This is a genomic window from Pseudomonas sp. CH61, assembly GCF_059429415.1.
Map to the genome: position 1 here is coordinate 4589019 of NZ_CM182098.1, position 14141 is coordinate 4603159.

General features: G+C 60.8%; 12 protein-coding genes and 1 other RNA gene. All 13 read right to left on the reverse strand.

All coding sequences use genetic code 11. From position 1 onward, the window contains the following. Window positions 1–3 precede the first annotated feature (3 nt). A complete protein-coding gene (locus AC5SEM_RS20480) occupies window positions 4–963 on the reverse strand; it encodes a D-alanine--D-alanine ligase (protein ID WP_034156471.1) in 960 nt (319 codons plus the stop codon). Next, on the reverse strand, window positions 960–2420 hold the full coding sequence (murC, locus tag AC5SEM_RS20485; protein WP_077574475.1) for a UDP-N-acetylmuramate--L-alanine ligase: 1461 nt from the start codon (window positions 2418–2420) through the stop codon (window positions 960–962). The genes AC5SEM_RS20480 and murC overlap by 4 nt, the downstream gene beginning before the upstream one ends. Beyond that, window positions 2413–3483 carry an undecaprenyldiphospho-muramoylpentapeptide beta-N-acetylglucosaminyltransferase gene (murG, locus tag AC5SEM_RS20490; RefSeq protein ID WP_495471159.1) on the reverse strand — a complete coding sequence of 357 codons (1071 nt, stop codon included), beginning with the start codon at window positions 3481–3483 and terminating at the stop codon, window positions 2413–2415. Before murG ends, murC begins: the two co-directional genes overlap by 8 nt. After that, entirely contained in the window at window positions 3473–4690 is a 1218-nt protein-coding gene (gene ftsW, locus AC5SEM_RS20495) for a putative lipid II flippase FtsW (protein WP_016987575.1), read from the reverse strand. Before ftsW ends, murG begins: the two co-directional genes overlap by 11 nt. Beyond that, window positions 4687–6033, reverse strand: a complete 1347-nt coding sequence (gene murD / locus AC5SEM_RS20500; protein WP_495471160.1) for a UDP-N-acetylmuramoyl-L-alanine--D-glutamate ligase — start codon at window positions 6031–6033, stop codon at window positions 4687–4689. The genes ftsW and murD overlap by 4 nt, the downstream gene beginning before the upstream one ends. A gap of 5 nt (window positions 6034–6038) precedes the next feature. Beyond that, window positions 6039–7121: a phospho-N-acetylmuramoyl-pentapeptide-transferase gene (gene mraY, locus AC5SEM_RS20505; RefSeq protein WP_007917000.1), complete on the reverse strand. Its 1083-nt coding sequence runs from the start codon at window positions 7119–7121 to the stop codon at window positions 6039–6041. Continuing rightward, on the reverse strand, window positions 7121–8488 hold the full coding sequence (locus tag AC5SEM_RS20510; RefSeq protein ID WP_495471161.1) for a UDP-N-acetylmuramoyl-tripeptide--D-alanyl-D-alanine ligase: 1368 nt from the start codon (window positions 8486–8488) through the stop codon (window positions 7121–7123). Before AC5SEM_RS20510 ends, mraY begins: the two co-directional genes overlap by 1 nt. Then, entirely contained in the window at window positions 8481–9944 is a 1464-nt protein-coding gene (locus tag AC5SEM_RS20515; RefSeq protein WP_077574478.1) for a UDP-N-acetylmuramoyl-L-alanyl-D-glutamate--2,6-diaminopimelate ligase, read from the reverse strand. The genes AC5SEM_RS20510 and AC5SEM_RS20515 overlap by 8 nt, the downstream gene beginning before the upstream one ends. After that, window positions 9944–11683: a peptidoglycan D,D-transpeptidase FtsI family protein gene (locus tag AC5SEM_RS20520; RefSeq protein ID WP_174244529.1), complete on the reverse strand. Its 1740-nt coding sequence runs from the start codon at window positions 11681–11683 to the stop codon at window positions 9944–9946. Before AC5SEM_RS20520 ends, AC5SEM_RS20515 begins: the two co-directional genes overlap by 1 nt. Beyond that, on the reverse strand, window positions 11683–11976 hold the full coding sequence (gene ftsL, locus AC5SEM_RS20525; RefSeq protein ID WP_007917008.1) for a cell division protein FtsL: 294 nt from the start codon (window positions 11974–11976) through the stop codon (window positions 11683–11685). Before ftsL ends, AC5SEM_RS20520 begins: the two co-directional genes overlap by 1 nt. Further along, a complete protein-coding gene (gene rsmH, locus AC5SEM_RS20530) occupies window positions 11973–12920 on the reverse strand; it encodes a 16S rRNA (cytosine(1402)-N(4))-methyltransferase RsmH (protein ID WP_008082779.1) in 948 nt (315 codons plus the stop codon). The genes ftsL and rsmH overlap by 4 nt, the downstream gene beginning before the upstream one ends. Further along, window positions 12917–13372: a division/cell wall cluster transcriptional repressor MraZ gene (gene mraZ, locus AC5SEM_RS20535; protein ID WP_007917012.1), complete on the reverse strand. Its 456-nt coding sequence runs from the start codon at window positions 13370–13372 to the stop codon at window positions 12917–12919. The genes rsmH and mraZ overlap by 4 nt, the downstream gene beginning before the upstream one ends. Before the next feature lie 402 nt (window positions 13373–13774). After that, an RNA gene (gene rnpB / locus AC5SEM_RS20540) (RNase P RNA component class A) lies at window positions 13775–14128 on the reverse strand. Between the last annotated feature and the right edge of the window lie 13 nt (window positions 14129–14141).

Here is a 14141-nt window from a genome sequence, read left to right on the forward strand (position 1 = left end):
GTCTTAACCTCGAGCGTCTTCAACACTGGCGGCCAGAATGGCCAGAACCAGTTGCTGGAAATCCAGACCGGCCGCACGCGCGGCCATCGGTACCAGACTGTGATCGGTCATGCCCGGAGCGGTATTCACTTCCAGAAACCAGAACTGCCCGTCGGCGTCCTGCATCACGTCCGCCCTGCCCCAACCGGCAATACCCAGCGCCTCACAGGCCTTGGCCGTGAGATCCATGAGTTCCTGTTCCTTGGCGGCATCCAGCCCGCACGGAATGCGGTACTGGGTATCGTTGGCGATGTACTTGGCGTCGTAATCGTAGAACGTGTGCGGTGTACCCAGGGCGATAGGAGGCAACACCTGGTCACGCAGGGTGGCGATGGTGAACTCCGGACCTTGAATCCATTGCTCAACCAAGACTTGCGAATCGTAGGTACTGGCCGCTTTCCATGCGTCGATCAACTCGGACGCAGAACTCACTTTGGCCATCCCGATACTTGAACCTTCATGCGCCGGTTTGACGATCAAAGGGAAGCCCAGTTCCGTCGCCGCGGAAATACAATCGGCTTCGCTGCACAGCACGGCGTGACGCGGCGTCGGAATCCCGAGGCTGTGCCAGACCTGCTTGGTACGCAGTTTGTCCATCGCCAATGCCGAGGCCAGAATGCCACTGCCGGTGTACGGAATGCCCGCCACTTCGAGCAGGCCCTGCATGGAGCCGTCTTCACCGCCACGGCCGTGAAGAATGATGAAGGCGCGGTCGATCTTTTCGCTGAGCAGACGTTGCAGAATGTCGTCGCCAACGTCGATGCCGAACGCGTCCACGCCAGCGCTTTGCAGCGCGTCGAGCACGGCGTTACCGGATTTCAGCGACACCTCACGCTCGGCACTCAGGCCACCGAAGAGCACGGCGACACGGCCGAAGTCTTTCGGCGCGATAGTGGAAAACAGCTTGGCGTAGGCAGCAGTCATTTCAACTTCCCCTCGACCGACGCCGCCACGGCGCCAGCGAACAATTCACTTTTCAACAGCTTCGGCGCGAGACCGCCGATATCACCGGCGCCCTGGCACAACAGGATGTCGCCGGCACGCAACAGCGGCTTGACCAGCGGCGCCAGATCGACGCCACGCTCGATGTAGATCGGGTCGAGCTGACCGCGCTGGCGGATGCTGTTGCAAAGCTTGCGGCTGTCGGCACCGGGGATCGGCTCTTCGCCGGCCGGATAGACTTCCATCAACAGCAGCACGTTGGCGTCAGCCAGCACATTGACGAAATCGTCGTACAGGTCGCGGGTGCGGCTGTAACGGTGCGGCTGGTACACCATCACCAGACGGCGCTCCGGCCAGCCACCGCGCACGGCTTTGATAACCGCGGCGACTTCGGTCGGGTGGTGACCGTAGTCATCGACCAGCATCACGTTGCCGCCGTCCACCGGCAGTTCGCCGTAGACCTGGAAGCGTCGACCAACGCCCTGGAAACCCGACAGGCCCTGGACGATGGCTTCATCGCTGACGCCTTCGTCGGTGGCGATGCAAATGGTTGCCAGCGAGTTCAGCACGTTGTGGTTGCCGGGCATGTTCACCGACACGTCCAGCGGCTCACGATCCGGGCGCAGCACGGTGAAGAACGTTTGCATGCCTTGCTGGCGAATATTGATCGCGCGCACGTCAGCGTCTTCGCTGAAGCCGTAGGTCACGGTCGGACGTTTCACCAGTGGGAGGATTTCACGAACTACCGGATCGTCCAGGCACATCACCGCCAAACCGTAGAACGGCAGGTTGTGCAGGAACTCGACGAAGGTTTTCTTCAGTTTGTTGAAGTCACCGTCGTAGGTTGCCATGTGGTCGGCGTCGATGTTGGTGACCACGGCCACCAGCGGTTGCAGGTGCAGGAAGCTCGCATCGCTTTCATCGGCTTCGGCGATCAGGTAACGACTGGTGCCGAGCTGGGCATTGGTGCCCGCGGCATTCAGACGACCACCAATCACGAACGTCGGATCCAGACCACCGGCGGCGAACACCGAAGCGATCAGGCTGGTGGTGGTGGTTTTGCCGTGAGTGCCGGCAACGGCGATGCCGTGGCGATAACGCATCAGTTCAGCGAGCATTTCTGCGCGCGGTACCACAGGGATACGACGCTCAAGCGCAGTCGCGACTTCCGGGTTAGAGGTGTTCACAGCGCTCGACACCACCAGCACATCGGCGGTCGCGGCGTTCTCGGCACGGTGGCCGATGAAGATGTGCGCGCCGAACGATTCCAGGCGCTCGGTCACCGGCGAGGCTTTCAGGTCGGAACCGGAGACTTCATAGCCCAGGTTCAACAACACTTCGGCAATGCCGCACATGCCCACGCCGCCGATGCCGACGAAGTGGATGCGACGGATGCGGCGCATTTCCGGTTGTGGCATGGCTTTCTGATTCTCAACCATGGGCCACCTCCAGACAGGTATCGACCACACTACGGGTGGCATCGGGTTTCGCCAGACGGCGGGCCGCTTGGGCCATATCTTCGAGTCGTTGCGGTTGCATCAAGACCTCTGTCAGGCGCGCGGCAAGGTCCGCGGCACCAGTCGTTCTTTGCGGCATCAGGAAGGCAGCGCCTTCACGGGCCAAATAATCGGCGTTGCGGGTCTGGTGATCGTCGATCGCGTGGGGCAAAGGCACCAGCATCGAGGGCAGACCGGCGGCAGCCAGCTCACTGATGGTCAACGCGCCTGCGCGGCACACCACCAGGTCAGCCCAGCCATAGGCCTGGGCCATGTCTTTGATGAACGGCTGCACCTGCGCATCGACGCCGGCGGCGCGGTAGCGCTCTGCAGTCACTTCATCGTGGTTTTTGCCGGCCTGATGAAACACTTCCGGGCGCAAATCGGCAGCGACTTGGGCCAGGGCTTCAGGCAGCAACTTGTTCAACGGTTCTGCGCCAAGGCTTCCGCCGAGGATCAGCAAACGCGCTTTGCGACCGGCCAGGGCTGGTCGCGATGTGTCGAGGAACAGCTCGCTGCGCACCGGATTTCCGGTGGTACGGCGGGTGTCCGACAGAGTAAAGGTGTCGGGGAACGCTTCACACACTCGGGCGGCGAACGGCACCAGCAACCGATTGGCGGTGCCGGCCACAGCGTTCTGCTCGTGAACGATCACCGGCACGCCGGCCATTTTTGCAGCGAGGCCACCAGGACCAGTCACATAACCACCGAAGCCGACCACACAAACCGGCTTCAAGCGACGAATGATCGCCCGCGCCTGCCACACCGATTTCAGCAGCATGAACGGCGCCTTGAGCAGCGACAGCTTGCCCTTGCCGCGCAGGCCCGTAGCGTTGATGCGGTGCAGTTCCAGCCCTGCGGCCGGCACCAGTTCGTTCTCGATCCCGCGTGGCGTGCCGAGCCAGTGCACGGTGTAGCCGCGCGCCTGAAACTCGCGGGCACAAGCCAGCGCCGGGAACACGTGGCCGCCGGTACCGCCGGCCATGATCAATACGTTAGCGCCCATGATTCGGCTCCTCAGCGAAGTCGCTTTCATGGAATTCCATTTCTTCACTGCCCAGGTGGGTTCGACTCTCCCACTCGATCCTCAGCAATAAGCCGAGACAGGCACAGCAGATCACCAGCGAGCTGCCGCCATAACTGAGGAACGGCAAGGTCAGACCCTTGGTTGGCAGCAGGCCGACGTTCACGCCGATGTTGATCAGGAACTGACCAATCCACAGGAACGACAAACCGTACGCAACATAAGCGGCGAAGAACTGTTTGGCTTTCTCCGCCCACAGGCCGATGTACATGCCGCGAATACACACGAACACGAACAGTGCGACGGTGCACAGCGAACCGACCGCGCCGAGTTCTTCAGCCAATACCGAGAACACGAAGTCGGTGTGCGCTTCCGGCAGGTAGAACTGCTTCTGCACGCTGTTGCCCAGACCGACGCCCAGCCATTCGCCGCGACCGAAAGCGATCAAGGCTTGCGATAACTGATAACCGGCGCCGAACTGGTCGGCCCACGGGTCGGCGAAGTTGGTCAGACGCGCCATACGATACGGCTGCATTTGAATCAGCAAGACCACGGCCCCGACCGCCAACACCACCATCAGCGAGAAGCGGAACAGCCCGACCCCGCCAAGGAATAGCATCGCCGCCGCAGCGCCCATCATCACCACGGTGGCACCGAAGTCCGGCTCCATCAGCAACAGACCGGCCATTGGCAGCAGCACGATGAACGGCTTGAAGAAGCCCATCCAGCTCTCGCGCACTTCTTTCTGACGGCGCACCAGATAACCGGCGAGGTAGATCACCACGAACACTTTGGCGATTTCCGACGGCTGCACGTTGAAGAAACTGAAACCGATCCAGCGCATCGAACCGTTCACTTCGCGCCCGATGCCGGGGATGATCACCATCACCAGCAAGCCGAACGCACCGATCAGCATCAGCCAGCCGAGACGTTGCCAGGTGGCGATCGGAATCATCATGGTGACGATGCACGCGCCCAAACCGAGCACCACATAAATAAGGTGGCGAATCATGTAATACAGCGGACTGCCCGACTGCGCCGCCGCGACTTCGGTGGAAGCCGAGGCGATCATGATCAAACCGAGACCGAGCAGCGCCAGGCAACCGGCGAGCATCGGGAAGTCGAGGTCGATGCCGCGCCCGGTGATGATCGGCGACGGATACGGCTTGATGATATTGAACAGGCTCATGCCAGGTCCTCCACAGCGCGGACGAACTGGTGACCACGGTCTTCGTAATTCTTGAACATGTCGAAACTGGCGCAGGCCGGCGACAGCAGCACCACATCACCCGGCTGGGCGGCGGCGCGGCATTGTGCGACGGCGTCAACCAGCGAGGTCGCGCGAATCAATGGCACGGCATCACCGATGGCCGCGCCGATCTTGTCGGAGTCGCGGCCCATCAGGATCACGGCGCGGCAGTTGGCCGCCACCGGATCACGCAGATCGTTGAATTCGGCACCCTTGCCATCGCCACCGGCGATCAGGATGACCTTGCCGTCGATATCCGCGCCCAAGCCTTCGATGGCTGCCAGTGCGGCGCCAACGTTGGTGGCTTTGGAATCGTTGTAGTACGCCACGCCGTCGAGATCACGTACCCACTGGCAGCGATGTTCGAGGCCAGCAAAGGTGCGCAACGCCGCGAGCATGGCGTCGAACGGCAAGCCCACGGCATGACCCAGCGCCAATGCCGCGAGGGCGTTGGACTGGTTATGGGCGCCGCGAATCTTCAGCTCACGCACGGGCATCAGGTTCTGGAATTCGAAGGCCAGGTATTTCTCGCCGTCTTCTTCGCGGATACCGAATGCCTTGAAATCCGGTTTGGTCAGGCCAAAGGTCCAGCACGGCTGGCCCTCGCCCATCAACGGACGGGTCAGCGCATCCTGACGGTTGACCACGAACTGCTTCGCGCCACGGAAAATCCGGTGCTTGGCCAGGTGATACGCCGGCAGACCGCTGTAGCGATCCATGTGGTCTTCGCTGATGTTCAGCACGGTGGCCACTTCAGCGTTGAGCTGGTCGGTGGTTTCCAGCTGAAAGCTCGACAACTCCATCACGTACAGCTCGACATCGTCGCTGAGCAGGTCCAGCGCCGGCGTGCCGAGGTTGCCGCCGACGGCGACGCGCTTGCCGGCCGCAGCCGCCATCTCGCCGACCAGAGTGGTCACGGTGCTTTTCGCGTTGGAACCGCTGATGGCCACGATCGGCGCCCGCGCGTTACGCGCGAACAGTTCGATGTCGCCGGACAGTTTCACGCCACGGGCCGCAGCGGCTTGCAGGGCCGGGGTCGCCAGCGCCAGGCCGGGGCTCACGTAGAGCTCGTCGGCACGGCAGAGGAATTCGACGTCCAGCTCGCCACAACGCACTTCCACGTGCGGATAGTCACGTTTGAGCGTGGCCAGTTCCGGTGGATTTTCCCGCGTGTCCGCCACGGCAAACGACGTGCCCCGGTTCGCCAGGAAGCGAACCAGGGACATGCCGCTCTTGCCGAGGCCGACAACGATGCGGAAGTGGTCAGAAGCGATCAGAGACACTCGTTCTACCTCAGCTTCAGGGTGGCAAGGCCGATCAACACGAGAATCACGGTGATGATCCAGAAACGGACGATCACGCGCGGCTCGGGCCAGCCCTTGAGTTCAAAATGGTGGTGTATCGGTGCCATGCGGAACACACGGCGACCGGTCAGCTTAAAGGACGCAACCTGAATGACGACTGACAGGGTTTCCATCACGAACACGCCGCCCATGATGAACAGGACGATTTCCTGACGGACGATCACCGCGATGGTGCCCAGAGCCGCGCCGAGTGCTAGTGCACCGACGTCGCCCATGAACACTTGCGCCGGATAGGTGTTGAACCACAGGAAACCGAGACCAGCACCGATCAGCGCACCGCAGAACACGATCAGTTCGCCCGCACCCGGCACGTAAGGGATCAACAGGTATTCAGCGAATTTCACGTTACCCGACAGGTAGCAGAAGATGCCGAGGCCACCGCCGACCATCACGGTTGGCATGATCGCCAAGCCATCAAGGCCATCAGTCAGGTTGACTGCGTTGCTCGAACCGACGATCACAAAGTAAGTCAGCACGATGAAACCGAGGCCCAGCGGAATGCTGTAGTCCTTGAGCATCGGCAGGATCAGCGTGGTTTCCACCGGAGTGGAAGCGGTCATATAAAGGAAGATCGCCGCGCCGAGGCCGAACACCGACTGCCAGAAATACTTCCAGCGGCTCGGCAGACCACGGGAGTTCTTCTCGATGACTTTGCGGTAATCGTCGACCCAACCGATGGCGCCGAACAGCAGGGTCACCAACAGAACAGTCCAGACGTAGCGGTTGCTCAGGTCAGCCCAAAGCAGAGTGCTGACGCCGATCGAAGACAGAATCAGTGCGCCGCCCATCGTCGGGGTGCCCGACTTGGACAGGTGCGATTGCGGACCATCGTTACGAACGGACTGGCCGATCTGACGGTTCTGCAAAGTGCGGATCATCCACGGGCCATAGCACAGCGACAAAACCAGCGCAGTCAGCACACCGAGAATCCCGCGCAGGGTCAGGTACTGAAAGACCGCGAAGCCTTTGTAGAACTGTTGCAGATACTCCGCTAGCAGCAGCAGCATTAATGTTTCTCCAGACTGGACCCGCACAGAGCCGCAACGATGTTTTCCATCGCTGCACTGCGCGAACCCTTGATCAAAATGGTGGTGTTTGTGTCCTGCTCGGCGTCGAGGGCCTGAATCAGTTCGGCTTGGCTGCCGAAGTGATACGCCTGTTCACCGAAAGCGTTTACGGCGTGAACCATGTTTGGCCCAACGGCATAAAGCGCGGAAACCTTGCCCCGGGCGTACTCGCCCACGTCGCGGTGCCCCTGCTCCGCCCAATCGCCCAACTCGCCGATATCTCCGAGCACCAGGACGGTGCGGCCGGAAAAGCCGGCGAGTATATCAACGGCCGCACACATCGAGGTGGGGTTTGCGTTGTAAGTGTCATCAATCACGCGCATACCGTTTTTCGCCAGTTGCGCGACGGTGCGCCCCTTGACCGGTTGCACGGCGCCAAGCCCGGTGGCGATGCCGAACAGCGACACGCCCAAGGCGTGAGCGGCAGCGGCGGCGGCAACGGCGTTAGTAACGTTGTGACCGCCAAGCAAGTTCAACTGAACTCGCTCAACACCTTGCGGGGTGTGCAGTTCGAACGCAGGGCACCCACGTGCGTCAGGGACGATAAAGCTTGCATAGAAATCTGCAGCGGCATTTAGCTGAGAGAAGCTAAATACCTTGCGAGCGCCCGCACGGGTCTTCCAGATACCGAAGGCTTTGTCATCGAGGTTGAGCACGGCGATGCCATCGGCCGCCAGCCCGTCGATGATTTCGCCTTTGGCTTCGACGATTTTTTCCGGGCCGCCGAACTCACCAACGTGCGCGGTGCCGGCATTGTTCAGGATCGCTACGTGCGGTTTGGTCAGCCCGACGGTATAAGCGATTTCGCCCAGGCGCGAGGCGCCCAGTTCGATCACCGCCGAAGTGTGCTCCGGAGCCAGTTCGAGCAGGGTCAGCGGTGCGCCGAGATCGTTGTTCAGATTGCCACGGGTCGCCAATACCGGACCGCGCGTGCGCAGGATGCTCGCGAGCATTTCCTTGACGGTGGTCTTGCCGCTGGAACCGGTAATCGCGGCGACTGGCTGAGTGAATGCGGCACGGTTCAGCGCGCCCAATTGGCCGAGGGCCTGACGGGTGTCTTTGACCAGCAGTTGCGGCAAGCTGCTGTCGGCGACTTCACGCTCGACCAGCGCGGCAACGGCGCCTTTGCCAGCGACATCATTCAGATAGTCATGACCATCGAAACGCGGGCCGGTCAACGCAATAAACAGTTGGCCGGGCTGGATCGCGCGGCTGTCGATGCTGACGCCGTCGAAACTGGCATCACCCGCGATCAAACGTGCGTCGAGCGCGTTGGTCAGTTCGCTGAGTTTGAGGGCCTTAAGCATGGGCCACCTCCCAAGCGGTCAGGGCGTGATCGGCCTCGACCAGATCGGAGAAAGCGTGGCGCTCGCCGTTGATTTCCTGATAGTCCTCGTGACCTTTACCGGCCAGAACAATCACGTCATCGGCGGACGCGCCGGCAATCAGTTGCGCAATCGCCTGACCACGGCCGGCGACGAAGGTGACTTTATCCACAGCCGTGAAACCGGCGCGGATGTCATCGAAAATCACTGCAGGATCTTCGGTGCGCGGGTTGTCGTCGGTGACCAGCACTTGGTCGGCCAGACGCTCGACCACTTCGGCCATCAACGGACGTTTGCCGCGATCACGGTCACCGCCGCAGCCGAACAGGCACAGCAACTGACCTTTGACGTGCGGGCGCAGCGCGGTCAGGACTTTTTCCAGCGCGTCCGGGGTGTGGGCGTAATCGACCACCACCAACGGCTGCGTACCGCCCCCCAGACGCTGCATGCGACCGGCCGGGCCTTCGAGTTTTGGCAGCACTTTGAGAATTTCGTCGAGCGCGTAATCCAGACCGAGCAAGGCACCGACGGCTGCCAGTACGTTGCTCAGATTGAAGCGGCCGAGCAGCGTGCTGCGCAGATGATGCTCGCCCTGCGGCGTCACCAATGTGGCGCGCACACCGTGGTCGTCGAACTGCGCTTCACGGCAGAACAGGTAAGCGCTGCTGTCGAGCAGGCTGTAAGTGATCAGGCGCGACTCACGTTTTTCAGCGGCCAGTTGCCGGCCGAAATCGTCGTCGAGGTTGACCACGCGGCACTTCAGATCATTCCAGGCGAACAGCTTGGCCTTGGCCTCGGCGTACGCCTGCATGGTGCCGTGATAATCCAGGTGATCGCGAGACAGGTTGGTCATCACCGCCACGTCGAACGCCAGCGCCGTGACGCGGCCCTGATCCAGTCCGTGGGACGAAACTTCCATGGCCACAGCTTTGGCGCCGGCCTTTTTCAGGTCGCCCAGAGTCGCTTGCACGGCGATCGGGTTCGGCGTGGTGTGCAGACCGCTTTGCAGGGCGCCATAGAAGCCGGAACCGAGGGTGCCGACGATGCCGCAATGCTGACCGAGCAGATCCAGCGCCTGCGCAACCAATTGAGTCACGCTGGTTTTACCATTGGTGCCGGTGACGCCGATCAGATTCAGGTGATGACTTGGCTCGCCATAAAAACGCCCGGCGATGTCCGACAACTGCGCCGCCAGACCTTTGACCGGAATCAGCGGCACGTCAGTGATCGGCAGCACGGTGGCGCCTTCCACTTCATAAGCTACCGCCGCCGCGCCACGTTGCAGGGCATCGGCAATGTGCGCACGGCCATCGAATTTGCCGCCAGGCACGGCGAGGAACAGATCGCCCGCGCGTACGTTACGGCTGTCCAGCGCCAATTCACGGATCAACAGATCGTGGCCGGCGTGGGGGAATATCTTGTTCAGACTTAATGACATCAGCCGCGCCCTCCATTGGCTTTCAGCGGAATGACCGGGGTAGCGTTGGCTTGTTGCGTCGTCGGCAGGTTGTCCGGCGTTACGTTCATCAGGCGCAGGGTGCCGGACATCACGCGGCTGAACACCGGCGCGGAAACCAGACCACCGAAGTAACCGGCCTTGGACGGCTCATCGATCACCACAACAATCGCGTATCGCGGATCGCTCATCGGACCGAAACCGGCGAACAGCGAGCGGTAAGAATTTTCCGCGTAGCCCTTGGTACCCACCGAGGTCTTGCGCGCGGTACCCGACTTGCCCGCCACGTGGTACGCCGGCACCTGCGCACGGAACACGCCGCGCGGCGCTTCGATCACCTGAGTGAGCATGCCTTGCAGGGTTTTCGCCACGGCTTCCGGCAGCACTTGCGTGGTCTGCGGTGGCTTGTCGGTTTTGATCAGGGTCAGCGGTGCGAGACGACCGTTGTTGGCCAGCGCCGAGAACGCGTGGACGAGTTGAATCGCGGTCACGGAAATACCGTAGCCGTAAGAAAGCGTTGCGGTTTCAGCCTTGCGCCAATCGCGGTAGTTCGGCAGGTTGCCGACACGTTCGCCCGGGAAACCAAGGCCGGTGTCTTGGCCGAGGCCGACTTTCTGCGCGAGGCGGAAAATCGTTTCGCCGCCAATATCGAACGCGACCTTACTCATGCCGACGTTACTGGAATTGATCAGGATGCCGGTCAGGTCGAGCACCGGACCTTCGCTCTTGGAGACGTCCTTGATCGTGTACTTGCCGATCTGCAGGGAGCCCGGATACACCTCGACGGTGTCACTCGGTTTCCAGCGGCCGGTTTCGATGGCAGCGGCCATCGAGATGGCTTTCATGGTCGAACCCGGTTCGAACACGTCGATCATCGCGCGGTTACGCATCATCGCCGGTTGCAGGTTGCGACGGTTGTTCGGGTTGTAGGTCGGCTGGTTGACCATGGCCAGAATCTCGCCGGTCTTGACGTCCATGATCACCAGACTGCCGGCCTTGGCGCCGTTCTCGATGATCGCGTTGCGCAGCTCGCGGTTGGCCAGATATTGCAGACGCAGGTCAATGGACAACGCCAAGGGCTTGCCGGCCTTGGCGTTTTTGGTGACCTGGACATCCTTGATCAGCCGTCCGCGCCGATCCTTGATGACCTGTCGTTTGCCCGGCACCCCGGCGAGCCATTCGTCATAAGCCAGCTCGACACCTTCGCGACCGTGGTCGTCGATGTCGGTAAACCCGACCATGTGTGCGGTGACTTCACCGGCCGGATAAAACCGGCGGAATTCTTCGATGCCATAAACGCCCGGCACTTTCAGATCGAGCACAGACTGGCCCTGCTCGGGGGTCAACCCGCGCACCAGATAAATGAATTCTTTGTTGGCCTGAGCTTCGAGACGTTCGGTCAGGGCTTTCGGATCCTGACCCAGCGCGGCGGCGAGTGCCGGCCACTTCTCTTTCGCCGTTTGCATTTCCTTGGCGTTGGCCCACAGCGTGGTCACCGGGGTACTCACGGCCAAAGGCTCGCCGTTACGGTCGGTGATCAGACCACGGTGAGCCGGAATCGGAATGTGACGCAGGCTGCGCGCATCGCCCTGACCTTTGAGGAAGTCACGGTCGACCACTTGCAGGTCAATGATGCGCCAGCAGATCGCCGCGACCATCACGCCGAGCAGCGCCACCATCAGGCGGAAGCGCCATGGGAACAGTGCGCCTTCGAGTTTCATCATGGCGCCACCATCTTCACGTCAGCCGCGCCAGGGATGTGCATTTTCAGTTGTTCGGTGGCCAGCACTTCGATGCGGCTGTGCGCGGTCCACGTGCTCTGTTCGAGAATCAAACGCCCCCACTCGGCCTGCGCCTTGTCGCGCACGCTGAGTTCGTTATAAAGGGTGTTGAGCAACTGCCGGTTCCAGTGCGCGCTGTACGACACGGCGATGGCCGAGACGAGCACGCCGATAAACAGCAGCAGCATCAGAAAGCTGCCGCCGGGCAGTGGCTTGGCGAAAAGCTTGCTCACCGCAGCTTCTCCGCGACGCGCATGACGGCGCTACGGGAACGTGGGTTGGCTTTGAGTTCGGCGTCGGAGGCCGTCTGCGCTTTGCCATGGACTTTGATTTTCGGTTCGAACGCGACGTGGCGAACCGGCAGGTTGCGCGGCAGGTTGTCGGCTTCGCCTTTCACCAGCTTGCGCATGAACAGTTTGACGATGCGGTCTTCCAGCGAGTGGAAGCTGATCACCACCAGACGACCGCCAATTTCCAGAGCGTCCAGTGCGGCTTCGAGGCCGGCTTCCAGATCGCCCAGTTCGTTGTTGACGTGAATGCGCAAACCCTGAAATGCACGGGTGGCCGGGTTCTTGCCCTTTTCCCATGCCGGGTTGGCGACTTTCAATACTTCAGCCAGATCGGCAGTGCGCTCGAAAGGCTTGATATCGCGACGCTCGGCGACGGCGCGAGCCATACGCCCGGAGAAACGTTCTTCGCCGTATTCCTTGAACACCCGGGCGATTTCCTCAGCCGGCGCGGTGTTGACGAACTCGGCAGCGCTGATGCCGCGGGACGGATCCATGCGCATGTCCAGCGGGCCATCATTGAGGAAACTGAAGCCGCGCTCAGCGTCGTCGAGCTGCGGCGAAGACACGCCCAGATCGAGCAGAATACCGCTGACCTTGCCGCTCAGACCTTGTTCAGCGACGACGGAACCGAGCTCGGCAAAGCTGCGCTGCACAACGACAAAGCGGCCGTCTTCGGCCGCTAGCGTTTGCCCGGTGGCAATCGCTTGTGGATCTTTGTCGAATCCGATGAGCCGACCGTCCGTGCCGAGCTGGCTGAGGATCAACCGGCTGTGTCCGCCGCGCCCGAACGTTCCGTCCAGATAGCAGCCATCAGGACGTACGGCGAGAGCCTCGACGGCTTCGTCAAGCAGTACGGTGATGTGGTTAAAGCCGCTATCAATAGTCACAGGATCAAATCACGCAGTTCATCAGGCATCGCGCCCGGTTGTTGAATGGCAGCAAGGTCAGCGGCAGATACCGCGTTCCATGCATCCTCGTCCCACAATTGGAACTTGTTCAGTTGGCCCACCAGCATCGCGCGCTTATCGAGCTTGGCGTATTCGCGCAAACGCGGTGGAACCAGAAAACGGCCACTGCCATCGAGCTCGAGGTCGACGGCGTTGCCGATCAATAAACGCTGCAAGCGGCGGTTCTCTTCGCGAAGCGAAGGGAGTGCGCGCAACTTGGTTTCAATAATTTCCCACTCGTCGAGCGGATAGACACACAGACACGGATCAACGGCATCAATGGTCACGATCAATTGGCCGGAACTGCGCGAATCGAGCTCGTCACGGTACCGGCTCGGCATAGCGAGACGGCCCTTTGCGTCGAGACTGATAGCGTTAGCTCCGCGAAACACGTCTGCGTTTCTCCAATTTTTATCGTTTTGAGCTCAAAAAACCCACTTCATGCCACTTTCCGCCACTTGCGCACACTATAGGAATGCGCCCACCACACCGTCAAGGCGCGGATTAAAGGAAAAGCCTTACAGAACGGAGATTTAGGAGCATAAAAGGAGGTGCAACGACAATCTGGCGGATACTTTTGATCAATAACTTGATGCAGCACTGAAAGCTGCGCTCGAAAGTTAAAGTGATTTGTTAAGAGTAAGATTTTTTCGGTATTACAGAAGCGCTTCTGCTGTTGATTGAAGCAAGGTGGGAAATGGCTATTACTGCGTGTGCCGCTGCCGAACTTTCAGAGCAGGCCTGCTGATATTACACAGCCCTGTTGCCAATGATTCAAGCAGGGAAAGAAAAAGGTGGAGAGTCGATCTGTAAGCCGGGTTCTGTCTTGAACAGTCATTCGTCTACGATGGCCATCACTGGACATCTTTAGCAACCTACCCGGTCCCAGCGCGGGCCACGCCTTGGGACCCTATTTGGTCTTGCTCCAAGTGGGGTTTACCTAGCCACGAACTGTTGCCAGACGTGCGGTGCGCTCTTACCGCACCTTTTCACCCTTACCGGCGCCGAAGCGCTTAGGCGGTTATTTTCTGTGGCACTTTCCGTAGGCTCACGCCTCCCAGGCATTACCTGGCACTTCGCCCTATGGAGCCCGGACTTTCCTCCCCCCCCTAATTTTCATAGGGGGCAGCGACTGCCCGATCGACTCTCCGCCGCGAAGGT

Coding starts and splice junctions, on each gene's coding strand:
- AC5SEM_RS20480 (WP_034156471.1), bottom strand. CDS start 963: ATGACTGCTGCCTACGCCAAGCTGTTTTCCACTATCGCGCCGAAAGAC.
- murC (WP_077574475.1), bottom strand. CDS start 2,420: ATGGTTGAGAATCAGAAAGCCATGCCACAACCGGAAATGCGCCGCATC.
- murG (WP_495471159.1), bottom strand. CDS start 3,483: ATGGGCGCTAACGTATTGATCATGGCCGGCGGTACCGGCGGCCACGTG.
- ftsW (WP_016987575.1), bottom strand. CDS start 4,690: ATGAGCCTGTTCAATATCATCAAGCCGTATCCGTCGCCGATCATCACC.
- mraY (WP_007917000.1), bottom strand. CDS start 7,121: ATGCTGCTGCTGCTAGCGGAGTATCTGCAACAGTTCTACAAAGGCTTC.
- AC5SEM_RS20510 (WP_495471161.1), bottom strand. CDS start 8,488: ATGCTTAAGGCCCTCAAACTCAGCGAACTGACCAACGCGCTCGACGCA.
- AC5SEM_RS20515 (WP_077574478.1), bottom strand. CDS start 9,944: ATGTCATTAAGTCTGAACAAGATATTCCCCCACGCCGGCCACGATCTG.
- AC5SEM_RS20520 (WP_174244529.1), bottom strand. CDS start 11,683: ATGAAACTCGAAGGCGCACTGTTCCCATGGCGCTTCCGCCTGATGGTG.